The organism is Streptomyces sp. NPDC002499, assembly GCF_053595415.1.
The window spans coordinates 132,038-158,051 of record NZ_JBSFXO010000015.1; the positions used below are offsets into that span (position 1 = coordinate 132,038).

A 26,014-nucleotide genomic window follows, 5' to 3' on the forward strand; every position below is an offset into this window, starting at 1 on the left:
ACGGCGTCCATGAACACCGGCGTTCCCGAACACCCCCTCACTTCACGCTTCTTCACTTCACCCCCTTCGCGAAACGGTGGTTCCGCCATGCCCGTCGAACAGCACAGCGATCCCTTCGAGGAGATCCTCGCCGCCGGTCTGAGAGAGGCCGGCGACGCCTTCGAGACCGACCGGGCCGCGCTCGTCACTGCCGGTTCGGTGCGCGGGCGCCGGCGTCTGCTGCTGCGCCGGGCCGCCGTGACGGGCGGCGTCGCGGGCATCGCGCTGGTCGGCGTGGGCGGAGCGCTGCTCCTGCCCGACGCCGGCACCACCCTCCAGAACCAGGCCTCGGCGACCTCGCCGGTCTCCACGACCGCGACTCCCGGCAAGGACACGCGCAGTCTGGACGTCGGCTCCTCACTGGCCAAGACGCTCGAAGGGCTGTTGCCGAAGGGCGAGTTCGACCAGACGGCGACCTGGGGCGTCAAGGGGTCGACGGCGTTCACGGGCATCGTCTACGACGACGGCAAGGGGGCGTCGGCCATCGGGCTGACCATCGGCCGTGTCGATCCGGAGAGCCAGGAGGCCGCCCAGTTCACCCAGTGCCCGGGCAAGGCGCTGACGCACTACGACGCCTGCCGCACCGAGAAGCTGGCCGACGGCTCACGGCTCATGATCTACCAGGGCTACGAGTATCCCGACCGGCGCGTGGACACCAAGTGGTGGTCCGCCGAACTCGTCACACCCCAGGGACACCACGTCACCCTCAACGAGTGGAACTCCGCCGCCGAGAAGGACTCGCCGATCACCCGGCCCCGACCACCGCTGTCCCCGGCACAGTTGAAGAAGATCGTCACCGCGTCCGTCTGGCGTGACGCCGTGGACTCGCTGCCCGCGGGCTCCACGAGGCCCGCGGCCCCGTCGAGCCCGACGGCCACCGTCGTCGAGGGCGAGCCGGTCGTCCCGACGCTCAAGAGCCTGCTGCCGAAGGGGTTCAAGGTCACCGAGACCGGCCCCGGTGACGACGTCGGGTACGGCTACCTCGTGGTCGACGACGGCAAGGGCAAGACCTTCGTGCAGGTCAACGTCCAGCCCGACATGTCCGATGTCGCGGACGACCTCTTCGGCGCCGACTCCGAGACCCTGCCCGACGGCACCAAGGTCGCCGAGCACCAGGGGCCCGGCGAGAAGGGCGGCGAAGGGGTCGTCATGTGGACGGTGGACACGATGCGGCCCGACGGCTACCGGGTGGTGATCAGCGCCTTCAACTCCGGTGCCCAGGACACCCCGGCGACCCGCGCGACCCCGGCCCTGACCATGGCGCAGCTCCGCGCGATCGCGCTCGACACCACGTGGTTGTAGCCGGGCACGCCCCGGGCCGGAGCCCGGGGCGTGCCGGGAGGGTCCGCGTCAGAAGAAGTCCGCCCACGGCTGGTCCCAGACCTGCTTCACGCACAGCACCAGGAACAGCACCCCGGCCAGTGCCAGCATCGCGTTGCTGAGCGGTCCGTTGCGCCATTCGGCCGGGGTGCGGCTGGAGTTGAGGAGCCAGATGAGAGTGGCGGCGAGGAAGGGCAGGAAGGCCGCGCCCAGCACGCCGTAGAGGATGATCAGTCGGAAGGGCTGGCCCTGGAAGAGCAGGACGATCGGCGGGAAGGTCAGCCAGAGCAGATAGGCGCGGAAGGGCCAGGAGCGTTCGCGGGCGCCGGAGGCGACCTCCTCGCCGCGGACCGTCGACCGCGCCCGGGAGCGGGCCACGAAGTCGGCGAACATCAGGCTCACGCCGTGCCAGACGCCGATCAGTGAGGTGAAGGACGTGGCGAAGAAGCCGATCAGGAAGAACTTGGCCGTCGCCGAACCGTATTCGGCCTCCAGGATGTCGCTCAGCTGGATCAGGCCCTTGTCGCCGCTGGCGATGGCCACGTTCGCGGAGTGCAGCAGTTCCGCGCCGACGAAGAGCATCGCGACCACGAAGATGCCGGTGGTGGCGTAGGCGACGCGGTTGTCGAACCGCATCACCTTCATCCAGCCGGTGTTGGTCCAGCCCTTCGCGTTGACCCAGTAGCCGTACGCGGCCAGCGTGATCGTGCCGCCGACCCCGCCGATCAGGCCCAGGGTGTTGAGGATCGAGTCCTTCTCGTCGGGCAGGACGGGCAGCAGGCCGGCGAATGCGTCGCCGAGGTTCGGGGTGACCCGGATCGCGAGGTAGACGGTCACCACGAACATGACGCCCACCAGGACCGTCATGACCTTCTCGAAGACCTCGTACTTGTTGAACCAGACGAAGACGAGTCCGACCAGCCCGCAGGCGATGCCCCACCATTCGAGGTCCATCACGTGCGGGAACAGCGCCTGAAGGGGCAGCGCGCTCGACGACATCGCCGCCGCGCCGTAGACGAAGCCCCAGATCACGGCGTAGACGACGAAGAACCAGGTGGTCCAGCGGCCGAGACTCGCCCAGCCGTCGAACAGGGTGCGGCCGGTGGACAGATGCCAGCGTCCGGCCGCCTCCGCGAGGGAGATCTTGACCAGGCAGCCGACGATCGCCGCCCACAGGAGGGTGTAGCCGAAGTTGCTGCCCGCGATGAGCGTCGCGACCAGGTCACCGGCGCCGACGCCGGTGGCCGCGACCACGATCCCGGGTCCGATGTACCGCCAACTCGATTTACGTGGGGTGGAGTCGATGCCGGATGCTGCCTCGGTGTCAGTGGGGTTGCCCGTGGTGTCCGTCATGTGGGTCAAGAAAGCGCAAAGGGGCGCCTGGGGCAAGAGGGCCTGCACGTACGGCTATCCGTACTGGAGTCGGACCGTGGCCCCTTTCGAGTCGTCGCGCACGTCCACGTACGCGCAGACCTGGCGGGTGAACCACAGTCCCTGCCCGGGGTCCAACTCGCCGTCGGGCGGCGGCACGAAGCCCGCGAGGGGGTCGTCCACCCGCCGCTCGGCGCGCAGTTCGCAGACGACGGCGGGCGCCCGGCCCCACAGCAGCGCGCCGGTCACGGGGCCGAGCGAGGCCAGCGCGGCGGCGACGGCCTCGGCGAACAGCTCCGCGTCCGCGGGCGCGAGCCCCAGGGCGGCGGCCCGGGTGCGTACGGCGGCGGGGTGGGGCCGCGGGAGCAGGGCCGCGCCGGCCGTGGGCGGTCCCTGTGCCACGGCGTCGAGTTCGGCGGCGAGGACGACCGGGTCCGCGTAGACACCGGTGTCCGGGTGGGCGCGGCGGGCCGCTCCGACGATGGCGGCGCCGGCGGTGCGGGTGTCGTACGCGCACAGGACCGTCGCGGCCGTCGGCGCGAACAGGAGGTTGGCGAGGGCCTCGTAGCGGATCCACTCGGCGGTCTCACGTGTCGAGCGTCCGGCGCGTCCGCCCCAGTCGGGCTCCATGAGGATGTGGCAGGAGCCCTCGGGTGCGGCCCGGGAGTCGAGGTGACTCGCCAGCTGGGCGACGGCGTTGGCGGCCGAACCGGTGTACCAGTCCGCGTGCAGGACCAGGCGCACATGCCGGGCGTCATCGCCGAGGGCGTCGCGCAACAGGTCCAGCCGTTCGGGGCCGGCGACGGCCACCGGCGGGGGTTCACCCGGCGCGGCGAGGCCTTCGGCGAGGAAGGGCAGGGCGGCGGCCACGAACGCGTCGTCCGCGGCGAACACGGCCATGCGGTGGTCGAACGGGCCGTGATCCGGCGGGCGTTGATCGGACGAGGAGGTGCGGGTCATGGTTCTCCTCCGGCTGGGGGGGTCTGACCGGTGGGCTGCGGCTCCCCTTCCGCCATGTCCAACTGTCCCTCCCGGCCCGGCAGTTGCGCAGCTCCCGCTCACACCCGCGAGTGCACTTCGCCGGGGACCGCGCCGGCGAGGACCCCCGCGCGTACACTGCGCGGCCGTTTTCCGAACGGTTCACGCCAAGGATTCTTGGGCCGTACTTGACCAGCTCATGACATACGACCACGATGGGCCCGCCACGCGCACAGCTCGCGTACAGCACCCGTACAGCCAACGGCACCCGCACCAGCACGTCCCTGGACCACCCCCGCTCCACTCCCCCACTTCCGGAGACCCCGGAACCCCAGGAGAAACCAGGAGACTTCATGCGACTTCGGATACGAGGCTCAGGCGCCCGGAGCGGCAGACGCACCGCCGCTCTCGCCGCCCTCCTCGCGCTGACCCTCGCGGCACCCCTCTCCGCGAACGCCGACAGCGCCGACAGCCCCGGCTCGGCGAAGGCGGCACCCGCCGCCGACGACATCCGGCAGTACGAGATCCACGTCGACCACAACACCCCGGTCACCCGCACCGCGATCGCCGCGGCCGGGGTGAGCGTGGACGAGGCCGACGAGGAGACGGTGGTCGTCTCCGGCCGGACCGCGCAGATCAAGAAGCTGCGCGCGCAGGGCTACGAGGTCACGCCGCTCGGCTCGGCACCGGACCGGTCCGCGGGTGAGGCGCGGCTGTTCGACTTCCCCACGGCCGACTCGAGGTACCACAACTACGCCGAGACGAACACGGAGATCGACCAACGCCTCGCCGCCTACCCGAACATCATGAGCAAGCGGGTGATCGGCACGTCGTACCAGGGCCGGAACATCGTCGCGATCAAGATCAGCGACAACGTGGCGACCGACGAGAGCGAGCCCGAGGTCCTCTTCACCTTCCACCAGCACGCGCGCGAGCACCTCACGGTGGAGATGGCGCTGTATCTGCTGCGGGAGTTGGGGGCCGGCTACGGCAGCGACTCCCGGATCACCAACATGGTCAACAACCGCGAGATCTGGATCGTCCCCGACCTCAACCCGGACGGCGGCGAGTACGACATCGCCACCGGCTCCTACCGCTCGTGGCGCAAGAACCGGCAGCCCAACTCCGGTTCCTCGTACGTCGGTACGGACCTGAACCGGAACTGGGACTACAGGTTCGGCTGCTGCGGCGGGTCCTCGGGCTCGACCTCGTCCGAGACCTACCGGGGTGCGTCCGCCGAGTCGGCGCCCGAGGTGAAGGTCGTCGCGAACTTCGTCCGCGGCCGGGTCGTCGGCGGCAAGCAGCAGATCACCGCGGGAATCGACTTCCACACCTACAGCCAGCTGGTGCTCTGGCCGTTCGGGTACACGTACTCCGACACGACGACCGGGATGACGGCGGACGACTACAACGCCTTCAAGACGGTCGGCCAGAAGATGGCCGCGAGCAACGGGTACACGCCCGAGCAGTCGAGCGACCTGTACATCACGGACGGGTCGATCGACGACTATCTCTGGGGTACGCAGAAGATCTTCTCGTACACCTTCGAGATGTACCCGGCGTCCAGTTCCGGGGGCGGGTTCTATCCGCCCGACGAGGTCATCGAACGCGAGACCTCCCGGAACCGGGACGCGGTGCTGCAACTGCTGGAGAACTCCGACTGCATGTACCGCTCGATCGGCAAGGAAGCGCAGTACTGCTCCTAGTCGACGTCCTTGGCCGGTGACTTGACGTCGGTCTTGGACACGGCGTCGGCCTCGGCTTCGGTCGCGACCTCGTCCTTGTCCTCGGCTTCGGTCGCGGCCTCGACCTCGGTCTGGCCCTCGTCCTCAGCCTGGTCCTCGACCTCGACCTCGTCCTCGGCGTCGCCTTCTTCGAAGTAGGCGTCGAGGACGGCGTCCAGCTGCTCCTCCCACTCACCGAAGCGTGCCCTGGACGCGGCCTCGATCTCGATCGGGTACCAGCGGCGTTCAGGGGTGTGCACGGTGATGGTGAACCGCTTGCCGAAGCGCGGGGTCTCCGTCTCCACGGCGCCGATCTCGTCCCAGCGGAACTCGCACTGCTGGTCGTCCAGGCTGAGCCGGACGCCCTTCTCGTCGGCGACGATCCGCGCGCGCCGGTCGGAGGCCTCGAAGACGGGCCCGTCGACGGACTCCTCCGCGTCCTCGCCGTCGGCGTCGTCGGACCCGGCGTCGGCTTCGGCCTCCGCCTCCGTGTCCGCCTCGTTGTCGGTCCCGGGCTGCTCCGCCGCCGCGTCCTCGGCCTCGTCCGGCTCCTTCGCCTTCGCCGGCTCATCGGACACGGGCGACGTGAGCCCGGGGATGAATGCCGGGTCGAACCCGGCGCCCTCCAGGGGCTGGCTGCTCGAACCTATGCGCTGCTCCACAGCGGGAAGTATGGTCGACGATCCTGTGGTGGACACAGCCAGCCCCGACTTTGTTATCGGACGCCTACACGAACGCACCGAACACACCGGACACCGCAGCCCCTACACGAACAAGCTCACCACCGCCGCCACCGCGAAGCCCGCCACCGACAGGACCGACTCCAGGACCGTCCATGTCTTGAGGGTGTCCCGTTCGGTGATGCCGAAGTACTTGGCGACCATCCAGAAGCCGCCGTCGTTGACGTGCGAGGCGAAGATGGAGCCGGCCGAGATCGCCATGATGACGAGGGCGACGAAGGCCTGGGAGTGGTCGCCCTCCGCCAGCAGCGGGGCCACGATGCCCGCCGTCGTCACGATCGCCACCGTCGCCGAGCCCTGGGCCACGCGCAGGACGAGCGAGATCAGGTAGGCGAGGACGAGCACCGGGAGGCCGACGTCGTTGAAGGTGTCCGAGAGGGCCTGGGCGACCCCGCTGGCCTTGAGGATCGCGCCGAAGATCCCGCCCGCGCCGACGACGAGCAGGATGTTGCCGACCGGCTTCAGGGAGGCCGTCGAGACGGTCTCCAGGGACTTGCGGGACCAGCCGCGCCGGATGCCCAGCAGGTAGTAGGCGAGGAAGAGGGCGATCGTCAGCGCCACGAAGGGGTGGCCGAAGAACTCGATGACCGAGCGGCCCGTGGAGGGGTCCAGGGCGATCGAGGAGAAGGTCGCCGCCAGGATGAGGATCAGCGGGGTGCCGATGATGCCGAGCACCGTGCCCAGCGGCACCGGCGTCTCGCGCGGCTCCACGCCCGACTCACGCTGCTCGTCGATGACCGCCTGCTTGGCCTCGGCCGCCGCCTCCACCATGTCCTGCGGTACGGCGACGAAGATGCGGTTGCCGACCCAGGCCGAGAAGACCCAGGCGGCGAGCACCGCGGGGAGCCCGCAGACGATGCCCATCAGGATGACCCAGCCGAGGTCCACGTGGAGCAGACCGGCGGCGGCCACCGGACCGGGGTGCGGGGGCAGGAAGGCGTGGGTCATCGACAGGCCCGCCAGCAGCGGCAGGCAGTAGAGCAGGATCGACTTGCCGCCCCGCTTGGCCGCCGCGTACACGATCGGGGCCAGGACGAAGATGCCGACGTCGAAGAAGACCGGGATACCGAAGATCAGGCCGGTCAGACCCATGGCGAGCGGCGCGCGCTTCTCGCCGAAGAGGTTGAGCAGCCGGGACGCCAACACCTCGGCGCCGCCGCTGACTTCGAGGATCGCGCCGAGCATCGTGCCCAGGCCGATGATGATCGCGACATGGCCGAGGATGCCGCCCATCCCGGCCTCGATGGTCGACACGGCGTCCGACTTCTGGACGGTGCCGAAGAGTTCGGTGACCGAGAGACCGGCGAGCAGGCCGACGGCTATGGAGACCGCGAGCAGGGCGACGAACGGCTGGAGCCTGACCTTGATGATCAGGAAGAGCAGGAGCGCGATGCCGATGGCGGCGACGGTCAGCAGACCGGCGGTGCCGTCGATGAGAAGGAGCAGACCGCCGGTGTGGGGTGGCGGGGTGGGGGCTGTCGCTGCGAGCGGATGGGACATGGGTGGGGGTCCTCTGGCTAAGTACACGGGACTTTCGGGGCATGGGGGATCGCGGCACGGCACCTGGGGAGGTGCCATGCCGTGTACGGCGTGCGGGAGTTGAGGGGGCGTCAGCTCAGGACGGCGAGCGCGTCGATCTCGATGAGCAGACCCGCGGGGAGGCCGACGTAGACCGTCGTACGGGCCGCCGGCGGCGCGGTGAGGCCCTGCTCCTCGAAGTACGCGTTGTAGAGCGCGTTCATCTCGGCGAAGTGGTCGACGTCGGTGAGGTAGACGCGGATCATCATCGCGTCGTCCCAGCTCGCGCCGCCCTCCTCCAGGATCGCCTTGACGTTGGCGAGGGTCTGGAGGGTCTGCTCGCGCAGGGTGGGGCCGGCCGGCGTGGGCGGCTTGCCCTCCTCGGCCGGGAGGAAGCCGACCTGGCCGGCGACCTGGAGAATGTTGCCCTTCCTCACGCCGTGCGAGAACTTCGCGGGCGGAGCGGTGTGGGTCTTGGGGGTGAGGGCGATCTTGTCGGTCATACGGTGTTCCTGTCTGGTGGTGATGCCGGTGCTGATGCGGGCGTTCTTCCGGAGTACTCCCCGCTGATCGCGTCGGCCGTGCGGCGCACCAGCGGTAGCAGGGTGAGGAGTTCGTCGGCGGTCACCACGACGTTGGGCGCGGAGACCGACATGGCGGCGGCGACCTTGCCGTCCGCGCCGCGGATGGGTGCGGCGACGCAGTTGATGGACTCCTCGTGGCCGCCGAGGTCGGTGGCCCAGCCCTGGTCGCGCACCTTGTCCAACTCCTTCAGAAAAGCAGGGGCGTTGGGCGTGGACCGGGCCGTGTACATGGGGTATTCGAGCTCGTCGGCGAGCACCCGCCGCTCGCCCTCGGGCAGATCGGCCAGGAGCAGCTTGGCGACGGCGGCGACGGTGATGGCGACGGGCTTGCCGATCCGCGAGTACATCCGCACCGGGTAGCGGCTCTCCACCTTGTCGATGTAGAGCACCTCGTGCTCCTCGTACACGGCGAGGTGCACGGTGTGCCCGCACTGCTCGTTTAGGCGTACGAGGTGGGGATGGGCGATCTCGCGGATGTCGAGGTTCTCCATGGCCTCCTGGGCGAGCGCGATCAGGCGGGCGCCGAGGCGGTAGCGCTGGTCGGACTGGCGGTAGACCAGGCCGTGTTCGTGCAGGGTGCGCAGCAGCCGCAGGGCCGTGGACTTGTGGACACCGAGCCGCTCGGCCACCTGGCCGAGGTCGGCGGGCCCCTCGGCGAGCAGCGGCAGGATGCTCAGCGCACGGTCGACGGTCTGGCTCATGGCGTACGTACCTCCTCGTCGGCCCGCTCTGCGGCTGCTGTCCAGCCGGGGCCGAGTCGAAGTCTCTCCCACGCCGTGTCGTCGAGGGCGACCAGCCGGTCGGCGTGGTCGCGGGAGGGGGGCACGGCGAGGTCGCCGGGGACGGTGAGGGCGGCGGCGGCCATGAGGTGGCCGTGCCGGATGCGGTCGCGGACGGGCAGTGCGCGCAGGGTGGCGGAGAGGAAGCCGGCGGCGAAGGCGTCCCCGGCCCCGACGGCGGCGACGACGTCGACGTGCGGGGCGGGGACGAAGGTGGCGCCGGTCCGGTCGTAGACGGTCGCGCCCTGTCCGCCCTGCTTAACGACGAGCACCGAGGGGTCGGGGAACGCGTCGCGCACCGCGTCGGGGCCCACCAGCCCCCACACGTCCTGTGCCTCGTCCTCGCCGACGAAGACGAGGTCGGCGGCGCGGGCCAGCTCCAGCGTGGTCTGCGGGCCGTCGGCGGTGCGCCACAGCCCGGGCCGGTGGTTGACGTCGAAGGAGACGAGCGGGCGGTCGTGGCGCAGGACGGTCAGCTCGCGCATGAGGTCCGCGCAGCCTTCGGCCAGGGCCGCGGTGATCCCGGACAGATGCAGCACGCGTCCGGCGCGTACGGCGGCCAGGTCCACGTTGTCCACGGTCATCGCGGAGGCGGCGGAACCGGCCCGGTAGTAGGCGACCTCGTGGGCGTCGGTGGCCCGGTCGCCGGCCGTACGGAAGTACACGCCCGTCGGCCGCTCGGGGTCCCGTCCCACGGCGGTGACGTCGACGCCGTACGCGCCGATCGTCTCGACCAGGTGGTCGCCGAACCCGTCGGCCCCGACCCGGCTGACCCACCGGACCGTGTGGCCGGCCGCCGCGAGGACACAGGCCACGTTCGACTCCGCGCCGCCGATGGCACGGTCGAAGGAGGGCACGTCGGCGAGGCGGCCCGGCCGGGTGGGCAGGAAGGTCACCATGGACTCGCCGAGCGCTACGACGTCCACGACGTCGGGGGCCTTGCCGGGTCCGGTGACGGTCACGATGGTCGTAGCTCCTGGGTGAAAGGGTTCCGGCGGCTCCGTTGACCCCGCGTTGGCCGAGATGTTAGACAGCCGTAAGCGCTATACGCAATGGCCATTGCAGATATCGCAACAGACCAGATCAGGGAGGCCCCATGGACACCGAGGCGCTCGACCGACTCGCCGAGGAGCGCGTCGACCACCGATTCAAGGGCCTCCCGCCGGACGCCGACGGCCTGACCGTCGGCGAGCTGACCGCCGAGCGCCGCAACCTCTTCACCGGCGGCTTCACCACGCCCCTGCTCGCCCTGTCCGCCGAGCGCCTGGAGCACAACCTCGCGCTGATGGAGACGTACGCGACCCGGCACGGCCTCGCCTTCGCCCCGCACGGCAAGACCTCCATGGCCCCGCAGCTCTTCCGCCGCCAGCTCGACCGCGGCGCCTGGGGCATCACCCTCGCCCTCCCCCACCAGCTCCGCGTGGCCCGCGCCTACGGCTTCCAGCGGCTCTTCCTCGCCAACGAACTCCTCGACCCGGCGGCCCTGCGCTGGATCGCCGGTCAGTTGGCGGCCGACCCGGACTTCCGCCTGATCTGCTACGTCGACTCCGTACCCGGCGTCGAGCTGATGGCCGCGGCGCTCGAGGGGTCCGCGCGCCCGCTGGACGTCGTCGTCGAACTCGCCGCAGGGGAGGGCGCCCGCACCGGCGTCCGCACCGAGGCGGAGTGCGCGGCCGTCGCCGACGCGGTGGCCGCCACCGGCACCCTGCGGCTGGCCGGCGTCGCGGGCTACGAGGGCGAGGTCCCGGGGGCCGACCCGGAGCGGGTACGCGGCTATCTGCGCCGACTGGTCGCCCTGGCCGCCGACTTCGACAAGGCGGGCCGCTTCGCGGGCCTGGACGAGATCGTGGTCAGCGCCGGCGGCAGCGCTTGGTTCGACGCGGTGGCCGACGTGTTCGCGGAGATCCCCGAACTCTCCGTTCCCGTACTGAAGTTGCTGCGCTCGGGCGCCTACGTCTCGCACGACGACGGCCACTACCGCAAGCTGACCCCCTTCAACCGGGTTCCCGAAGAGGGCGCGCTGGAGCCCGCGTTCCGCCTGTGGACGCAGGTCGTCTCCCGCCCCTCCCCCGAGCAGGCCTTCGCCAACGGGGGCAAGCGCGACGCGGCCTACGACCTCGACCTGCCCTTCCCCCAGGTCGTCCGCCGGGACGGCACCGAACACCCGGCCACCGGCATCTCGGTGCCCGCCCTGTCCGACCAGCACACCTGGCTGACCACCACCCCCGAGGCCGATCTGCGGGTCGGCGACTGGCTGGGCCTGGGTCTGTCCCACCCGTGCACGACCTTCGACAAGTGGCCGCTGATCCCGCTGGCCGAGGCGGACGGGACGGTCGTCGACTACATCCGCACGTTCTTCTAGGAGGGTTCGTGGAGCAGCTCGTCATCCGGGACGCGGACGTCGTCGACGGTTCCGGCGCACCCTCGTACCGCGCCGACGTGGTGATCGACGAGGGCCGGATCGTCTCGATCGTCCAGGAGGCCGCGGCGGCGGGCTGCCAACGCCCGAAGGCGGTACGGGAGTTGGACGCGGAGGGCCTGGTCCTCTCCCCCGGCTTCATCGACATGCACGCGCACAGCGACCTGGCCCTGCTGCGCGACCCGGACCACAGCGCGAAGGCCGCGCAGGGGGTCACGCTCGAAGTCCTGGGCCAGGACGGGCTGTCGTACGCGCCCGTCGACGACCGCACGCTCGCCGAGGTCCGCCGCTCGATCAGCGGGTGGAACGGGTACGGCGACGACATCGACTTCGACTGGCGGTCGGTCGGCGAGTACCTGGACCGCCTTGACCACGGTTTCGAGGGCCGCGGGATCGCGGTCAACGCGGCCTATCTGATCCCGCAGGGCACGGTCCGCATGCTCGCCGTCGGCTGGGAGGACCGCGAGGCCACGCCCCAGGAGCTGGACCGCATGCGGCAGTTGGTGGCGGAGGGCATGGAGCAGGGCGCGGTCGGCCTGTCGTCCGGGCTGACGTACACCCCCGGGATGTACGCCAAGGACGCCGAACTGACGGAACTCTGCCGGGTGGTGGCGTCCTACGACGGCTACTACTGCCCGCACCACCGCTCGTACGGCGCGGGCGCGCTGGAGGCCTACGAGGAGATGGTGGAGCTGACCCGTGAGGCGGGCTGCCCGCTCCATCTCGCCCACGCCACCATGAACTTCGGCGTGAACAAGGGCCGGGCGCCGGAGTTGCTGACGCTCCTGGACGAGGCGCTGGCGTCCGGGGCGGACATCACCCTCGACACGTACCCCTACACCCCCGGCTGCACCACCCTCGTGGCGATGCTGCCCAGTTGGGCGAGCGAGGGCGGCCCGGAGGCGATCCTGAAGCGCCTCGCCGACGACGTGACGGCGGAGCGGATCCGGCACCACGTGGAGGTCGTCGGCTCGGACGGCTGCCACGGCGTACCCATCGAGTGGGACACGATCGAGATCTCGGGCGTGGGCACGGACGCCCTGGCGGACCATGTGGGCCGCACGGTCCAGCAGTCGGCGGACGTCCGCGGCGAGACCCCGTGGGCGGTGGCCCGCCAGCTGCTCCTCGCGGACCGCCTGGGACCCACGATCCTCCAGCACGTGGGCCACGAGGAGAACGTGCGGGCCATCATGCGCCACCCGGTGCACACCGGCGGCTCGGACGGCATCCTCCAGGGCGCGAAGCCGCACCCACGGGCGTACGGCACCTTCCCGCAGTATCTCGGGCGGTACGTACGGGAGTTGGGCGTGCTGTCGCTGGAGGAGTGCGTCGCGCACCTCACCTCGCGCCCGGCGGCCCGGCTGCGGCTGCCGGACCGGGGCCTGGTCCGCGAGGGCCACCGGGCGGACCTCGTCCTCTTCGACCCGGCGACGGTGGCGGCGGGCTCGACCTTCGACGACCCGCGCAGGCTGCCGACGGGCATTCCGCACGTCCTGGTCGACGGGCGGTTCGTGATCGAGGACGGACGGCGGACGGACGTACTGGCAGGGCGGGCGGTGCGGCGGACCACCCGCCCCTGACCGCTTACGGGTTGGGGCTCACGGCTTGGCCCTACGGCTTGGGCAGGGTGCAGGAACTGGCGTTCAGGTTCAGCTTGTTGCCCGTGGTGAAGCAGGCGGGGATGTTGTAGATCTCCTGCGCGTAGTTGATGCCCTGGCGGACGGTCACGGTGCCGTTCGCGTCGACCTCGCAGGGGTTGTTCTCGGTGCAGCGCTGGCCGTCCTCGTTGCCGGTGTTGTTGACGGCGACGACCTGCCCGGTGGCGTTGTCGAGCACCGGCGAACCGGACGTGCCGCCGATGGTCTGGCAGGCGGAGGTGTAACGCACCGAGTCCTTCCAGGTCCAGTCGCCCTCCTTGAGGCGGTAGACGAACCCGTCGATGTTGCAGGCGTAGGTCCGCTTCCAGTACCCGGAGACGACGGTGATCGCGGTACCGGCGGTCGGGTGGGTGCTCTGCACGGTGAGCGGGCTGATCCCGTAGGTGCTCTGGATCGACGCGTACGTGGTGGTGAGCTGGTAGATCGTGACGTCCGTGTCCGTCATGGTCGCGTAGGCGACCTTGCTGGCACGCAGCGTCCCGACCCTGGTAGCCGAGGCGTTGAGGAGTCCGAAGGTACGGGTGGAGGCCTGGTCGACGATGACCTCGCCGGCCTCCGGGAAGCCGGTCTCCAGGCAGTGGCCGTTCGTCAGCACCAGGGCCGGGTCGGTGGACACGGAGTTCGGGAAGCGGATGACGGACCCGGAGCAGTTGCTGAGCGAGACGGTGCCGGCGAAGTTGACGGCCTGGATGGTGGGCGCGGCGGCCTTCTCGACGGCCGCCTTCGCGACCGGCGCCGTGGTGGGCGCGGCGACCGCGGGTGCCATGCCCGCCCCGGCGATGGCCAGGGTGAAGAGCGTGGCAAGGAGAGGCTTCTTCATGTGGGGGTCCCCTCTGGAAACGCGAGCGCCCGGAGATCTTCCGGCCGCTTTCACGTTTTTGTCATGGACATCTTCACGACAAGGGGGTGCCACGACAAGAAGGCATGCGCGAGTTGTGTACAGCTGATCTACGCGCGACACGTGCCACGTCTCATGTGGTGGAAAGCACGACCCGCGTGCCTTTACCGGGCCGTAAGCTCCCAGACATGCAGGTGATCCAGTCGACCAAGCTCGCCAACGTCTGTTACGAGATCCGGGGTCCGGTTCTTGAGGAGGCGATGCGGCTGGAAGCGGCCGGGCACCGCATTCTCAAGCTGAACACCGGCAACCCCGCCGCCTTCGGCTTCGAATGCCCGCCGGAGATCCTGGAGGACATCCTCCGCAACGTCTCCTCGGCGCACGGGTACGGCGACGCGAAGGGCCTGCTGGCAGCGCGCCGGGCGGTCGTCATGCACAACCAGACCCTCGGCATCGAGACGGACGTCGAGCACGTCTTCATCGGCAACGGCGTGTCCGAGCTGATCGTGATGGCGATGCAGGGTCTGCTCGACGACGGCGACGAGGTGCTGGTCCCCGCACCGGACTACCCGCTGTGGACGGCCGCGGTCTCGTTGTCCGGCGGCACCGCCGTGCACTACCGCTGCGACGAGCAGTCCGACTGGATGCCGGACCTCGCGGACGTGGAGCGCAAGGTCACCGACCGCACCAAGGCGATCGTCATCATCAACCCCAACAACCCGACGGGGGCGGTGTACGACGAGGCGATGATCAAGGGGCTCACCGACATCGCCCGGCGCCACAATCTGCTGGTCTGCTCCGACGAGATCTACGACAAGATCCTGTACGACGACGCCACGCACACGCCGACCGCGGCCGTCGCCCCGGACCTGCTGACGCTGACCTTCAACGGCATGTCGAAGGCGTACCGGGTGGCCGGCTACCGGGTGGGCTGGATGGCGATCTCCGGGCCGCGCGCGCACGCCGACTCCTACATCGAGGGTCTGACGATCCTCGCGAACATGCGGCTGTGCGCGAACATGCCGGGGCAGCACGGGGTGGTCGCCGCGCTCAGCGGGCGGCAGACGATCAATGACCTGGTGCTGCCGGGTGGGCGGCTGCGGGAGCAGCGGGATGTGGCGTACGAGCTGCTCACGCAGATTCCGGGGGTGAGCTGCGTAAAGCCGAAGGGCGCGCTGTACCTGTTCCCGCGTCTCGATCCCAAGGTGTTCAAGATCAAGGACGACCGGCGGATGGTCCTGGATCTGCTGCGCCAGGAGAAGATCATGGTCGTCCAGGGCACGGGGTTCAACTGGCCCGAGCCGGATCACTTCCGGGTGGTGACGCTGCCGACGGCCGGGGATCTGCGGGATGCGGTGGGGCGGATCGGGAACTTCCTCGACGGGTACGGTCAACTTTAAACTTTAGACGAGATCTAAGGTAGGATGGCTTCCTGACAGTCACTGGAGGCCATCCCATGTACGAGCCGATCCGTACGAAGTCGGTCCACAGCACGGTGGCCGGTGCGGCCGATTTCCCTCACCGGTCGCGTGAGGACGAGCTTGACATCCAACTGGCGGGGCATCTGGGCGCGTTGCTGGCGGTGACGGACGAGCTGCGTGGACTGGAGCCCTCCAGTGACCTCGACCAGGCCGCGGAGAGGCTTGCCGCGCAGGTGGGTCGGTTGCGGGGCGGGGTGACGCCGGTCCGCCTGTCCGTGACCGCGCCCGACGACGACCTCACGGTCCTGCACCGGCGGGCGCATGCCCTTGCGGGGCGGGCGCTGGTGGTGGCGGCATCCCGGGCGGACACGGCGGCGGCGATTCTTTCGGCCCAGCGTATGGACGCGCATGCGCTGGCGCTGGCCTCGCCGGAACTGGCGTCGCGCTGAGCGTTCGCGCGGTATCGCCGTAGGGGTTGAGGTCGCGTTGCGGCCGCGGGTGCGTCGTGGCTGGTCGCGCAGTTCCCCGCGCCCCTGAGGGCGTTGCAGCACCGGATGCCTCATTGCGCCGCCCCCTCTTGTCCCCGCCCAATCTCTTCCGCCGCCCCCCTTAATCCCGCCAACTCTTCTCCGCCGCAACGGCGATCAACCACCGCGGCGCGCCCCGGCGGTGCCGAACCGGCCTCGCTCGCCCGGCCGTTGTGTACCGGGACCGCCACTTCACCCTCCGTTCACCCGGTAAGCCCTGGAACATGGGGTTCCGGGAGCACGCTCCCCGGCGTGAGACGAATCGCAGGAATCGTCCTCGCTGTTCTGCTGATCGGCGGCGTGGTGGCAGCCGTCGTCGCAGGGCGGCACACGGAGGACAAGGGCACGGCAACGAAGACCGTGCGTGGCGTGATCGGGTCGGAGAAGGCGGACTTCTTCGCCGATCCCGACGTGGTGAAGGCCCTCGCCGCCAAGGGCTACACCGTGAAGGCCGAGACCTCCGGGTCCTGGGCCATGGAGGGGCTGGACCTGGAGGGGTACGACTTCGCCTTTCCCTCCAGCCAGGCACCCGCCGTCGAGCTCGCCGCCCGCTACAAGGTGCGCGGCACCCTCCCCCGCCCCTTCTACTCGCCCCTCGTCGTCGTGGCCCACCGCAGCGCAGCCCAGGTGCTCGCCGCCAACGGCCTCGCCACGCTCGACACCGAGCACCGCGGCACCCTGAAGATGGCCGCCTATCTCGACGCCGCCAAGCACGACCGCAGTTGGCAGCAGCTCAAGGGGGCAGCGAAGTACGGGGAGTTGAGCGGGACTCTCTTCATCTCCAGTACCGATCCCGCCTCCTCCAACTCCGGCGCCCTCTACCTCGCCGCCGCCTCCTACGTGGCCAACGGCGGACGGGTCGTAGCAAGTGCGGGCGATCTCGATCGGACCGAGCCCCTGCTCAAGAAGCTCGTCACCGTGCAGGGCGCCCAGCAGTCCAGTTCGGACGCCGTCTTCCGGGACTTCGTCAGCGGGGCCGGGAATCCGCTCGTGCTGGTCTACGAGTCCCAGGTCGCCGCCCTGTTGGCGGACGGACAGCAGCCCGGCGACCTCGTCGTGCTCTACCCGGACACCACCGTCAACAGCGACCACACCGTCGTACCGCTCACCGACAACGGCCAGGCCCTCGCCCAACTCCTGTCCACCGACCCGGAGTTGCGCAAGCTCGCCGTCCGGCACGGTTTTCGGCCGCAGGGTTCCGCCACCGAGTTCGCCTCGGCCGGCACCTATCTCAAGCAGGAACTGACCGGCGTCCGGCAGGCGCCCGTGCCCACCTCCGCGGTGCTGCACGAGATGGCCCGCCGGGCGAAGGGATAACGGGGGAAGAAACATGAACGCTCACAACACCAGTCAGAACAGCAGCCACAGCAGCGACGACACCTTCACCCTCACCCCGCCCGAACCCGTCGCCGCCGTGCCGCGGGAGAAGGCCGGCGGCCTCGTGCCCGTCGCCGACAGCGTCCGTACGGACATGGCGCAGAAGGCCACCGCGTACGTCGACGGACTCGCCGCGCTCGACGCCCGCTCGCCCGAGTTCGCCGGCAAGGTCGGCGAGATCACCGCCCTGGGCGCCGGCGAGATGCGCACCGCGACCGCGCAGTCCAACCGGATGCTGGAGAGGACCGTCCGCTCCCTGCCGGACAAGGGCGGGGACGCGCAGTCCCAGGTCGCCGGTTCGCTCGTCGAACTCCGGCGCGTGGTCGAGGACCTGGATCCGCGTGACGTGCCCGCCGGCAAGGGACGGAAGTTCCTGTCCCGGCTGCCCGGCGGCAACAAGCTGCGCGACCACGTCGCCAAGTACGCCTCCGCACAAGGGACCTTGAACAAGATCGTCGGCTCCCTGCGCGGCGGCCAGGACGAACTGCGGCGCGACAACGCCGCGTTGCAGACCGAGCGGGTCCGCCTGTGGGAGACCATGGGCAAGCTGCAGGAGTACGTCGTGCTCACCGAGGCCCTCGACGCGGCCGTCGAGCAGCACATCGCCGGCGTCGCCGAGCCGGAGACGGCCGACGGTCTCCGCGCCGACGTGCTCTTCCCCGTCCGGCAGAAGCACCAGGACCTGCTCACCCAACTCGCCGTCTGCGCCCAGGGCTACCTCGCCATGGACGTCGTACGCCGCAACAACGAGGAGCTGATCAAGGGCGTCGACCGGGCGGCCACGACCACCGTGTCGGCGCTGCGGATCTCCGTGATGCTGGCCTCCGCGCTGGACAACCAGAAGAAGGTCGTCGAGCAGGTCAACGCGTTGCGCGGGACCACCGAGGACCTGATCCGGGGCAACGCCGAGATGCTCGCCACGCAGAGCGGGGAGATCCAGCGGATCGCCGCCGACCCGGCCGTGGGCGCCGAGACGCTGCGCTCCGCCTTCCAGCAGATCTACCGCACGCTGGACGCGATCGACACGTACAAGGTCCAGGCGACCGAGGTGATGGCCTCGACCGTCGAGTCCCTGACCGCCGAACTCCAGTCCGCGAGCGGCTACTTGGCGCGCAGCCGGTCCCGGAGCGCGCTCGAAGGGGGGCTCTCATGAGACGGGGTCTCGTCCTTCTCGGCGCCTCGGTCGCCCTGGTGACCGCCTGCACGACTACGCCCAAGGCGGCCGAACCCGCCGATGGCCAGTCTCCGCAGCCTGGCACCTTGCGCATCCTCGCCTCCAGCGAACTCGCCGACATGACACCGGTGTTGGACCAGGTCCGCAAGGACACCGGGCTCACCGTCCGCCCCACCTACATGGGCACCCTGGACGCCGTGGACCTGCTCGCCAAGGGCGGGACCGACGGGCTGTACGACGCGGTGTGGCTGTCGTCGGACGACTATCTGCGGCTGCGGCCCGAGGCGGCGAAGAGGGTCGTGTCGGAGACGTCGATCATGTCCAGCCCGGTCGCGATCGGGGTGAAGGCGGCCGTGGTGGAGGAGTTGGGCTGGCAGCCCGATCACGTCACCTGGTCGCAGGTCGAGCGGGCCGTGCAGGAGGGCCGGCTCAGCTACGGCATGACCGACCCGGCCCGCTCCAACTCCGGTTTCGCCACGCTCGTCTCGGTCGCCTCCGCCCTCTCCGGCGCCCAGTCCGCGCTCACCGACGCGGACGTCACCAAGGCCACGCCGAACTTGAAGGAGTTCTTCAAGGGGCAGCAGCTGACCTCGGGTTCGTCGGGCTGGCTGGCGACCGCGTACGAGCGGCGCGGGGACGTCGACGCGATGCTCAACTACGAGTCCGTCCTCAAGGGCGTCCCCGGTCTGACCGTGATCCGCCCCACCGACGGCGTGGTCACCGCCGACTACCCGCTCTCCTCCCTCGCCGCCACGAGCGCGGCGACCCGCGAGGAGGTCCGCCGCCTGACCGAGGCCCTGCGCACCCCGGCGATCCAGCGGCAGATCACCGAGCGCACCCACCGCCGCCCGGTCGTCCCCTCGGTGCACCCCGCGGCGGGCCTCGACACCAGCCGTCGCCGTGAACTGCCCTTCCCCGGCAGCCGATCCGTCGCCGACGGACTGCTCGACGCCTACGAGAACAAGCTGCGCCGCCCCTCCCGCACGGTCTACGTCCTCGACACCTCGGGCTCGATGAAGGGCGACCGCCTGAACCGGCTGAAGAAGGCGCTCACCGACCTCACCGCGGACTTCCGGGACCGCGAGGAGGTGACGCTGATGCCGTTCGGCTCGGACGTGAAGAGCGTCCGCACCCACGTCATCGACCCGGCCGACCCGCAGACCGGCCTCGACGGCGTCCGCACGGACACCAAGGCGCTCAGCGCCCAGGGCGACACCGCGATCTTCTCCTCGCTGGAGAAGGCGTACGACCATCTCGGCGCCGACGACGACGCGTTCACGTCGATCGTGCTGATGACGGACGGTGAGAACACGACCGGCGCCAGGTCCGGGGATTTCGACGCCTTCTACCGCGGGCTCGGCGCGCAGCAGCGGCGGACCCCCGTCTTCCCGATCCTCTTCGGCGACTCCGACCGGGCGGAGCTGGAGCACATCGCCGACCTGACCGGCGGCCGCCTCTTCGACGCCCAGAAGGGCTCGCTGGACGGCGCCTTCGAGGAGATCCGTGGCTACCAGTAGGTTCGTGGGGTTCCTGGAGTCCCGCAAGAACATCACGGGCAGCGCCTGCGGACTGGCCGGCCTGGCGCTGACCTTCGTCGGCGCGGCGGGACCGTACTGGCCCGTCGTGGTCGTCGGCCTGTACGGCGCGGGCGCGCTCATCGCCCCGCCGGAGCGCCCGGCGCCGCCCGCCTTCCCGGACCCGTCCGCCCAACTCGACGAGGTGCGCGAGGACTTCGAGCGCCTCGGCGCCTATCTCGCCGGCGTCGAACTGCCGCCGGCCGCCGCGGGCCGGCTCACCGAACTGACCGAGCTGCTGGCCGCGTTGCTCGACCCGGGCTGGGCCCCGGAGTTGCTGGGCCAGGACCCCGAGGGCCTGCACACCCTCTCCCGGGCGGTGCGCCAGGACATCCCCGAGGCCGTCGACACCTTCGTACGCACCCGGTGGTGGAGCCGGATGGCGCCGGGCCAGGAGCCGCCGGAACGCCATCTGGAACGGCAGTTGACGCTCCTCCAGGAGGAGGCGGACCGACTGGCCTCGTCCCTGCGCGAGACGGAGGCCCGACGGCAGGAGTCGCACACGCGGTATCTGGAGGAGCGGGGTCGGGGGGCCTGAGTACCGGCCTGTGGAGCGGCTCACTCTCACTAGAGGCTTGCGAGGACCACGATCAGCACCAGCACCACGACCAGCAGCACCGCCACCTTCAGTGCCCTCAACCGCCCGCCGCCCGGCGCCTCTTGCGCGACCGGTGCCGGAACAGGTGGTGGCAGTGGGACCGGTGGCGGGCCGTTGAACACGTCGTGTCCGGTCACGGCCGCGCGCGTGCACCACGGGCAGGTCGGCAGGTGGGAACCGTAGGTATGCAGGGGGCGGTTCGGGCAGCTGCGCAGGCGGGCCCGTTCCCGGTCGAGCGCCCGTAGCCAGGCCTCCGCCGGGGGGCGGGCGGCGGGGGCGTGCACGCCAGGGCCGAAGGCGGCGCGGGCCAGGGTGAGCAACTCCGGTGGCAGGACGGACGGGTCGACCGTGCCGCGCGGGATGACGACCGACTCGGGGCGCACCACGTAGGAGCAGCTGGCGGCGATGTTGTCCTTGACCGTGGACTCGGAGGTGCTCTCGTGCGGGACGCCTCCGAAGGGGTGGTTTCCGGCCGTCAGCAGTTGGTAGACGAGGACCGCGAGGGCGAAGTCGTCGCTGGCGCGGGTGGCGGGGGCGCCGGACTGCCGCTCGGGGGACGAGTAGTCGGTGGTGTGCATCAGGCACGGGAAGGGCTCGCCGGTGACCGCGTCCGTGAAGGCGATGGAGTCGCAGTCGAGGAAGGTGACGAAGCCGTTGGCGTCGACGACCACGTTGCTGCTGGAGAAGTCGCCGATGACGAGATGGTCGTGGTGCATGCGGGCGGTCATGAAGGCGAGGTTCCAGGAGACGCCGAGCAGGAACCGCCAGTCCGCCCGCTCCGGGAACAGCCGCAGCCGCTGGGCGCGGGTGAACAGGCCGACCAGCTGGACGTGTTCGGGCTCGCCGAAGCGGTGCATGGCGTAGCCGAGGAACTCGCCCTCGGCGCCGCGGGCGATCGCCGTCGGCCAGGCCAGTTCGGGCGGCTGGGACCGGTCGGTGGGGCGGGCGGCGAGTGGGGACATGGTCAGCATCCGGGCCAACCGCCGTTCCTGGTCGGGTCCCGGCGCCTCCCGGTAGAGCTTGACGACCGTGCCGTGGTCGCCCTCGACCGGGAAGACGGCAGCCTGACCGCCGCCCTTGAGCGGGAGTTCGGCGAGCTGGGCCTGCTTGCCGTCCAGGTACACCACCCGACCGCTCATCCCCGTACCTCCCGCACGGCCCGCAGCAGGGTCTTGTCGTCGGCGTTCAGCGCGGTCAGCCGGTCCGACCTGAGGAGCGCGGCCAGGTTCTCGTGCGCGCTGTCGGAGACCGGGCCCGGGGTGGTGTCCAGCGAGCGGAAGACGGCGTCCACGAAAGAGGCGTTGGGCGTGGGCGCGCCCCCGGCCGAGCGGGACAGGGCGGCCTGCGCGAGGCCGTCGGTGGACAGCAGCACCCCGTCGACGCGCGGGTCGCACACGCAGTCGGTGTGGATCCGGCGGCCCGCGTCCGGCGAGGTCAGGAAGACCGTCTCGTTGCTGTACTCGCTGACCGCGGCCGGCTGCGGCAGCGCGTGGAACTGCCGCTCCCCGTCCTCGGTCCCGGCCCGCAGCACCACGAAGCCGTCGCCGACGGTGAGATGACCGAGCCAGCCGGGGGTCAGGACCACGACGGTCAGGGTGGTCGCGAAGTCGGTGGCCGAGGCTCCCGTGGTGTCCAGGAACACCTTGGTGACGTCGTGGAAGGCGTCCGCGAGCAGGTCGTGCACGGCCTCGCCGGGCGGGGTGTCGGCAGCGGCCGATGACCTTCGTACGAAATGTTCGACGGCCAGGTCCACCGCGAGCCGGGAGCCCTCCTCCGAGCGTGGCCTGCTGCCCGCGCCGTCCGCGACGGCGAGCACCGCGACCTGCCCGGACACGGTGTGCGCGCACGCGTCCTGGCAGGGCTTGCCGTCCCTGCGGTGCCGGTAGCCCTCGACGCTCATGCCGTGGATCCGCCAGCCGGTCCGGCCCGCGCCCATCGCCTAGCTCTCCCAGGCCGGGCGCTGGGTCTTGAACTGGCTGAAGATCTTCTCGAAGACCTCGTCGCCCGCGCCCTTCTGCTCCGCGTTGGCGCTCGCCGACATCATCTGGAGCAGTTCGCGGAACGGGAAGCCCTGGATACGGGCGTTGAAGGTCGGCGCGAAGGCGCGCAGCACCTGTTCGCCGACGTCGGTGATGCCGCCGACGCCGATCGCGTAGAGCCGGAAGCGGCGGGCGCGCTGCTCCTCGGCGAGGACGGGGACAAGGCGCTGCCAGGAGTCGGTGCGGCGGCCGGTGCCGTCGGTGGGCAGTCCGTCGGTGACCAGGCAGATCTGCGGGCGGTAGTACTGGAGCCCGGAGGCGCGCAGTTCGGCCTTGCGGGCCGCGACCACGTGCATGGACAGTTCCAGCGCCTCGGTCATCAACGTCACGCCGGCGGCGGCCAGTCGGGGCGGCCGGAAGGTGTGGGCGGGCACGAACGGGCTCACCGGCGTCCCCGGCGGCAGCGGCTGCGGGCCGCGCCAGGCGGCGACGCCCTGTCCCCCGAAGGTGACCAGCGCGACCTCGACGGAGTAGCTGAGCGCCACGTCGTCGTGGAGCTCGCGGGTCCACTCCACGAGGGCGTCGTTGAGCGTCTGGATCGGCGGGCCCGCCATCGAGCTGGACGTGTCGAGGCACAGCACCAGCGGCAGCCGCTGAGCGTTGTTCTCGAACTCGATGTCGGCGTACTCCGCCGGCAGGGTGGGCGGGTATTCGCTGGACATGGGCCTCTCCTGGTGGAACCGGTACGTCAGCGGGCGGGTCGCCCCGCGGCGGGCGGGAAGGCGTGCAGGACCTCCGCGTCCTTGTCCGGGGCGTCGGTGACGTCGACGGGCGAGCCGGGCGCGGGCGGCGCCTGTCCGGGCTCCGCCCACACCGCCCGGTACAGGACGCGGTCGAGTTCGACGTATCCCTGCGGGTGCAGATCGGTACGGACGACGGCGGACCGGGTGGGCCCACCGCGGTCGCGGGCCCGGTGCCGGCCGCCGGAGCGGGCGGGGGTGGCGCGCAGGGCACGGGTGGGTTCGTCGGCGTCGGCGGTGCGCGAGGCCTGACCGGCCCTGGCGGGGGCGGGAGTTCGGGTACGGCGGACGAGGAGGAAGAAGGCGCCGAGGAGGAGGACGAGGACGGTGGCGACGGCGGGGAGGAGCCATCGGGTACGGCTGTCGCCCTGATCGCCGATGCGGCCTACGACGTAGGCGTGCTGCTCGGTGACCTCGTCCTCGGTGATCAACTTGTCGCCGGACACCTGGGACTTGCCGGGGCCGACCAGCGCGCACAGGTCCTTGCGCGTCGAATCGCAGAGACTGTCCAGTTGCTTGCGCGTGCTCTGCGACAACCGGTCGATCCTCGCGCTCTGGTCGACGAGTCGGCCGCGTTGTTCCGCCAGGAGGAGCAGGACTGTGCCGCCCTCGCCGGTGGAGACGCCGGCCGGCACCTGGACGTTCAGCTTGTCGCTCTTGCCCTCGATGTCCTCGATGAGGTCGGCCCGTTGGGTCGTGGAGCCGTCGAGGCGCAGCGCCCGGTCCAGGGTGACGGTGACACTCCCGTCGTCGAGTTCACTCGACCAGCACTTCAGCCTGGCCGAGAAGTCCCCACCGCACTCCTCGTCCGCCCCGGCCGCCGGAGCGACCGACGTCAGGACGAGGAGAATTCCCAGAAAGATGGTGAAACGCAACGATCGCCCCATGGGCACCCCCGTGGCCCGAAAAGACCCCCGCCCATAGTGGAGCCAACAGGCCCGCGTCCGAAAGGGGCTGTGCCCCCTCACACCTGTCACTTCTACAACTGGAACACCTGGTGGCAGCGGATGAACATCTGCCGCGCCCGTTCCACCCAATCACTGGCCAGAGCATCGAAATCCGGCTGGGTGACCCGGCAGATCAGCGGGAGATCGCACACCCCGGCGAGACACGGCCGCGGCCCGCGGACGTCCCAGACGGAGAGCATCGGATTGAGCTGTTCCGTGTTCCAGGCGTTCGACGCGGCGGCGGCGAGGGCGAGTTGATCGTGGCGCAGGTACTGGCCGTCGGTGACGAAGGCGACGAGCAGCCGTTTGGTGGTCATGAAGCGGACCGTGAGCGTGCGGCCCGTCTCCTCCAGATCGAAGCGCAGGGACACGGAGTCGGTGTCCGTCAGGGCGTGGTAGTTCCGTCCGGCGCCCCACTGCTGCACCAACTGGCGCCAGTGGGTGCCGATTTCGAGGACCGGGGCGGGAAAGGACTCAGAGGGAGCCACGGTTCACCGCCCGGGTGACCATCGCGTCGGTCAGGCCGGCGTCCAGCAGCGCCTGGGCGTGCAGCAGCAGACAGGACGGCACGGACACGCTCGTACCGGAGGAGCGGCGGGCCGCCAGCTCGCTGACCCGCAGCTCGATCGTCCGTCTCACCTTGGGCGGGGGCCAGGACGGCGACTGCTCGGTCTCTTCCAGCAGTTCGGTCAGCAGCACGTCGAGCGCGGGCCGGTCCTCGGGTTTCTTGGCGAGGCACCGGGCGATCAGCGGACGTATGTTCGGCGGTACGGCGTCGAGTTCGGGTTCGCCGCAGACGACCTGGTAGCGCACGGACTCGCCGGTGCCGTGCGGCGGGCGGCCGGTGAGCGCGTACACCAGGACTCCGCCGAGGGAGAAGACGTCGCTGGGCGGGCCGACCCGCGCGCCCTTCATCTGCTCGGGGGACATGAACGGCGGGGTGCCGACGATGAGTCCGGCCTGGGTGAGGCCGGGGGCGCCGTCGACGCGGGAGATGCCGAAGTCGATGACGCGGGGGCCGTCGGCGGCCAGCAGCACGTTGGACGGCTTGAGGTCGCGGTGCACGACGCCGGCCGCGTGCACGGCCTGCAAGGCCTCGACCAGGAAGGCGCCGAGCTTGCGGACCTGCGCCTCGGGCAGCGGGCCGTCGGTGCGGACGGCCTCGGTGAGCGAGGGGCCCGCCACGTACATCGTGGCCAGCCAGGGCAGTTCGGCCTCCGTGTCGGCGTCGATCACGGCCGCCGTGTACGCGCCGCTGACCACCCGGGCGGCGGCGACCTCGCGGGCGAAGCGTTCCCGGAACTCGGGCTCGGCGGCCAGTTCCTGGCGCACCACCTTCACCGCCACCTCACGCCCGGCCGGCGAACGGCCGAGATACACCCATCCCATGCCGCCGGACCCGAGCCGCCCGACGATCCGGTAGGGCCCCACCTTCAGGGGATCGCTGACCGGTGTGCGCACCCCGCTCACCTCATTTCGGGGTTCGTTGCAGGATGTCCCGAGTGTCCCGCGAAATCCGGGTGCGCACAGAGGTGATGCGAGAAGACGCGAGAAGACGCGAGAAGATACGAGAAGTGGAGGCCGTCGGTTTCGCGACAAGGCGAAGGCCCGCCGCCCCCGTTCCCGTCGGGGCGGACGGGATCGGTGAC

General features: G+C 70.6%; 24 protein-coding genes. 10 read left to right on the plus strand and 14 right to left on the minus strand.

Annotated elements, in window-relative coordinates; all coding sequences use genetic code 11:
• Nucleotides 1-87: 87 nt before the first annotated feature.
• Nucleotides 88-1,341, plus strand: a complete 1,254-nt coding sequence (locus tag ACWD5F_RS37565) for a hypothetical protein (RefSeq protein WP_451260776.1) — start codon at nt 88-90, stop codon at nt 1,339-1,341.
• 48 nt (nt 1,342-1,389) lie between these two features.
• On the opposite strand, the gene ACWD5F_RS37570 is transcribed toward ACWD5F_RS37565, so the two are convergent.
• A complete protein-coding gene (locus tag ACWD5F_RS37570) occupies nt 1,390-2,712 on the minus strand; it encodes an Nramp family divalent metal transporter (protein WP_401713526.1) in 1,323 nt (440 codons plus the stop codon).
• A gap of 54 nt (nt 2,713-2,766) precedes the next feature.
• Entirely contained in the window at nt 2,767-3,690 is a 924-nt protein-coding gene (locus ACWD5F_RS37575) for an anti-sigma factor RsbA family regulatory protein (RefSeq protein WP_451260777.1), read from the minus strand.
• A gap of 371 nt (nt 3,691-4,061) precedes the next feature.
• Between ACWD5F_RS37575 and ACWD5F_RS37580 the strand changes: the two genes are divergently transcribed.
• Nucleotides 4,062-5,414 (plus strand): M14 family metallopeptidase, encoded by a 1,353-nt coding sequence (locus tag ACWD5F_RS37580; protein WP_451260778.1) that lies wholly within the window; start codon nt 4,062-4,064, stop codon nt 5,412-5,414.
• On the opposite strand, the gene ACWD5F_RS37585 is transcribed toward ACWD5F_RS37580, so the two are convergent.
• From ACWD5F_RS37585 to ACWD5F_RS37605, 5 genes are all read right to left on the minus strand, one after another.
• On the minus strand, nt 5,411-6,094 hold the full coding sequence (locus ACWD5F_RS37585) for a hypothetical protein (protein WP_451260779.1): 684 nt from the start codon (nt 6,092-6,094) through the stop codon (nt 5,411-5,413). The genes ACWD5F_RS37580 and ACWD5F_RS37585 overlap by 4 nt on opposite strands.
• A 102-nt stretch (nt 6,095-6,196) precedes the next feature.
• On the minus strand, nt 6,197-7,672 hold the full coding sequence (locus tag ACWD5F_RS37590) for a GntP family permease (protein ID WP_451260780.1): 1,476 nt from the start codon (nt 7,670-7,672) through the stop codon (nt 6,197-6,199).
• A gap of 110 nt (nt 7,673-7,782) precedes the next feature.
• The gene (locus ACWD5F_RS37595) at nt 7,783-8,193 is read right to left on the minus strand and encodes a RidA family protein (protein ID WP_401713536.1); all 411 of its coding nucleotides are present in this window, start codon (nt 8,191-8,193) and stop codon (nt 7,783-7,785) included.
• Nucleotides 8,190-8,975: an IclR family transcriptional regulator gene (locus tag ACWD5F_RS37600; protein WP_451260781.1), complete on the minus strand. Its 786-nt coding sequence runs from the start codon at nt 8,973-8,975 to the stop codon at nt 8,190-8,192. Before ACWD5F_RS37600 ends, ACWD5F_RS37595 begins: the two co-directional genes overlap by 4 nt.
• The gene (locus ACWD5F_RS37605) at nt 8,972-10,015 is read right to left on the minus strand and encodes a sugar kinase (protein ID WP_451260782.1); all 1,044 of its coding nucleotides are present in this window, start codon (nt 10,013-10,015) and stop codon (nt 8,972-8,974) included. The genes ACWD5F_RS37600 and ACWD5F_RS37605 overlap by 4 nt, the downstream gene beginning before the upstream one ends.
• A 134-nt stretch (nt 10,016-10,149) precedes the next feature.
• Here ACWD5F_RS37605 and ACWD5F_RS37610 point away from each other — a divergent pair, with 134 nt between their 5' ends.
• Entirely contained in the window at nt 10,150-11,415 is a 1,266-nt protein-coding gene (locus ACWD5F_RS37610; protein WP_451260783.1) for an amino acid deaminase, read from the plus strand.
• A gap of 8 nt (nt 11,416-11,423) precedes the next feature.
• Complete coding sequence (locus ACWD5F_RS37615; RefSeq protein ID WP_451260784.1) at nt 11,424-13,052, plus strand: N-acyl-D-amino-acid deacylase family protein; 1,629 nt, start codon at nt 11,424-11,426, stop codon at nt 13,050-13,052.
• Nucleotides 13,053-13,083: 31 nt separating this feature from the next.
• On the opposite strand, the gene ACWD5F_RS37620 is transcribed toward ACWD5F_RS37615, so the two are convergent.
• Nucleotides 13,084-13,950, minus strand: a complete 867-nt coding sequence (locus tag ACWD5F_RS37620; RefSeq protein WP_451260785.1) for a S1 family peptidase — start codon at nt 13,948-13,950, stop codon at nt 13,084-13,086.
• Nucleotides 13,951-14,156: 206 nt separating this feature from the next.
• Here ACWD5F_RS37620 and ACWD5F_RS37625 point away from each other — a divergent pair, with 206 nt between their 5' ends.
• The 6 genes from ACWD5F_RS37625 to ACWD5F_RS37650 all read left to right on the plus strand — a co-directional run bounded on the left by ACWD5F_RS37625 (nt 14,157) and on the right by ACWD5F_RS37650 (nt 20,579).
• Entirely contained in the window at nt 14,157-15,368 is a 1,212-nt protein-coding gene (locus tag ACWD5F_RS37625; protein ID WP_451260786.1) for a pyridoxal phosphate-dependent aminotransferase, read from the plus strand.
• 56 nt (nt 15,369-15,424) lie between these two features.
• Complete coding sequence (locus ACWD5F_RS37630; protein WP_451260787.1) at nt 15,425-15,838, plus strand: SCO4983 family protein; 414 nt, start codon at nt 15,425-15,427, stop codon at nt 15,836-15,838.
• Nucleotides 15,839-16,168: 330 nt separating this feature from the next.
• Complete coding sequence (locus ACWD5F_RS37635) at nt 16,169-17,233, plus strand: hypothetical protein (RefSeq protein ID WP_451260788.1); 1,065 nt, start codon at nt 16,169-16,171, stop codon at nt 17,231-17,233.
• A gap of 13 nt (nt 17,234-17,246) precedes the next feature.
• Nucleotides 17,247-18,446 carry a toxic anion resistance protein gene (locus ACWD5F_RS37640; protein WP_451260789.1) on the plus strand — a complete coding sequence of 400 codons (1,200 nt, stop codon included), beginning with the start codon at nt 17,247-17,249 and terminating at the stop codon, nt 18,444-18,446.
• Nucleotides 18,443-19,984: a substrate-binding domain-containing protein gene (locus ACWD5F_RS37645; RefSeq protein WP_451260790.1), complete on the plus strand. Its 1,542-nt coding sequence runs from the start codon at nt 18,443-18,445 to the stop codon at nt 19,982-19,984. The genes ACWD5F_RS37640 and ACWD5F_RS37645 overlap by 4 nt, the downstream gene beginning before the upstream one ends.
• Nucleotides 19,971-20,579, plus strand: a complete 609-nt coding sequence (locus ACWD5F_RS37650; protein WP_451260791.1) for a hypothetical protein — start codon at nt 19,971-19,973, stop codon at nt 20,577-20,579. The genes ACWD5F_RS37645 and ACWD5F_RS37650 overlap by 14 nt, the downstream gene beginning before the upstream one ends.
• 29 nt (nt 20,580-20,608) lie before the next feature.
• On the opposite strand, the gene ACWD5F_RS37655 is transcribed toward ACWD5F_RS37650, so the two are convergent.
• From ACWD5F_RS37655 to ACWD5F_RS37680, 6 genes are all read right to left on the minus strand, one after another.
• The gene (locus tag ACWD5F_RS37655; protein WP_451260792.1) at nt 20,609-21,778 is read right to left on the minus strand and encodes a hypothetical protein; all 1,170 of its coding nucleotides are present in this window, start codon (nt 21,776-21,778) and stop codon (nt 20,609-20,611) included.
• Nucleotides 21,775-22,575: a PP2C family serine/threonine-protein phosphatase gene (locus ACWD5F_RS37660; RefSeq protein WP_451260793.1), complete on the minus strand. Its 801-nt coding sequence runs from the start codon at nt 22,573-22,575 to the stop codon at nt 21,775-21,777. The genes ACWD5F_RS37655 and ACWD5F_RS37660 overlap by 4 nt, the downstream gene beginning before the upstream one ends.
• Nucleotides 22,576-22,578: 3 nt before the next feature.
• The gene (locus tag ACWD5F_RS37665) at nt 22,579-23,340 is read right to left on the minus strand and encodes a vWA domain-containing protein (protein WP_401713560.1); all 762 of its coding nucleotides are present in this window, start codon (nt 23,338-23,340) and stop codon (nt 22,579-22,581) included.
• Between the two features lie 26 nt (nt 23,341-23,366).
• Nucleotides 23,367-24,305, minus strand: a complete 939-nt coding sequence (locus tag ACWD5F_RS37670) for a hypothetical protein (RefSeq protein ID WP_451260794.1) — start codon at nt 24,303-24,305, stop codon at nt 23,367-23,369.
• 92 nt (nt 24,306-24,397) lie between these two features.
• Nucleotides 24,398-24,853, minus strand: coding sequence for a hypothetical protein (locus ACWD5F_RS37675; protein WP_401713564.1), 456 nt, complete (start codon nt 24,851-24,853; stop codon nt 24,398-24,400).
• Nucleotides 24,840-25,826 (minus strand): serine/threonine-protein kinase, encoded by a 987-nt coding sequence (locus ACWD5F_RS37680; protein WP_451260795.1) that lies wholly within the window; start codon nt 25,824-25,826, stop codon nt 24,840-24,842. Before ACWD5F_RS37680 ends, ACWD5F_RS37675 begins: the two co-directional genes overlap by 14 nt.
• Nucleotides 25,827-26,014 lie beyond the last annotated feature (188 nt).

Coding starts and splice junctions, on each gene's coding strand:
- ACWD5F_RS37565 (WP_451260776.1), top strand. CDS start 88: ATGCCCGTCGAACAGCACAGCGATCCCTTCGAGGAGATCCTCGCCGCC.
- ACWD5F_RS37570 (WP_401713526.1), bottom strand. CDS start 2,712: ATGACGGACACCACGGGCAACCCCACTGACACCGAGGCAGCATCCGGC.
- ACWD5F_RS37575 (WP_451260777.1), bottom strand. CDS start 3,690: ATGACCCGCACCTCCTCGTCCGATCAACGCCCGCCGGATCACGGCCCG.
- ACWD5F_RS37580 (WP_451260778.1), top strand. CDS start 4,062: ATGCGACTTCGGATACGAGGCTCAGGCGCCCGGAGCGGCAGACGCACC.
- ACWD5F_RS37590 (WP_451260780.1), bottom strand. CDS start 7,672: ATGTCCCATCCGCTCGCAGCGACAGCCCCCACCCCGCCACCCCACACC.
- ACWD5F_RS37595 (WP_401713536.1), bottom strand. CDS start 8,193: ATGACCGACAAGATCGCCCTCACCCCCAAGACCCACACCGCTCCGCCC.
- ACWD5F_RS37600 (WP_451260781.1), bottom strand. CDS start 8,975: ATGAGCCAGACCGTCGACCGTGCGCTGAGCATCCTGCCGCTGCTCGCC.
- ACWD5F_RS37610 (WP_451260783.1), top strand. CDS start 10,150: ATGGACACCGAGGCGCTCGACCGACTCGCCGAGGAGCGCGTCGACCAC.
- ACWD5F_RS37620 (WP_451260785.1), bottom strand. CDS start 13,950: ATGAAGAAGCCTCTCCTTGCCACGCTCTTCACCCTGGCCATCGCCGGG.
- ACWD5F_RS37625 (WP_451260786.1), top strand. CDS start 14,157: ATGCAGGTGATCCAGTCGACCAAGCTCGCCAACGTCTGTTACGAGATC.
- ACWD5F_RS37630 (WP_451260787.1), top strand. CDS start 15,425: ATGTACGAGCCGATCCGTACGAAGTCGGTCCACAGCACGGTGGCCGGT.
- ACWD5F_RS37640 (WP_451260789.1), top strand. CDS start 17,247: ATGAACGCTCACAACACCAGTCAGAACAGCAGCCACAGCAGCGACGAC.
- ACWD5F_RS37645 (WP_451260790.1), top strand. CDS start 18,443: ATGAGACGGGGTCTCGTCCTTCTCGGCGCCTCGGTCGCCCTGGTGACC.
- ACWD5F_RS37655 (WP_451260792.1), bottom strand. CDS start 21,778: ATGAGCGGTCGGGTGGTGTACCTGGACGGCAAGCAGGCCCAGCTCGCC.
- ACWD5F_RS37660 (WP_451260793.1), bottom strand. CDS start 22,575: ATGGGCGCGGGCCGGACCGGCTGGCGGATCCACGGCATGAGCGTCGAG.
- ACWD5F_RS37665 (WP_401713560.1), bottom strand. CDS start 23,340: ATGTCCAGCGAATACCCGCCCACCCTGCCGGCGGAGTACGCCGACATC.
- ACWD5F_RS37670 (WP_451260794.1), bottom strand. CDS start 24,305: ATGGGGCGATCGTTGCGTTTCACCATCTTTCTGGGAATTCTCCTCGTC.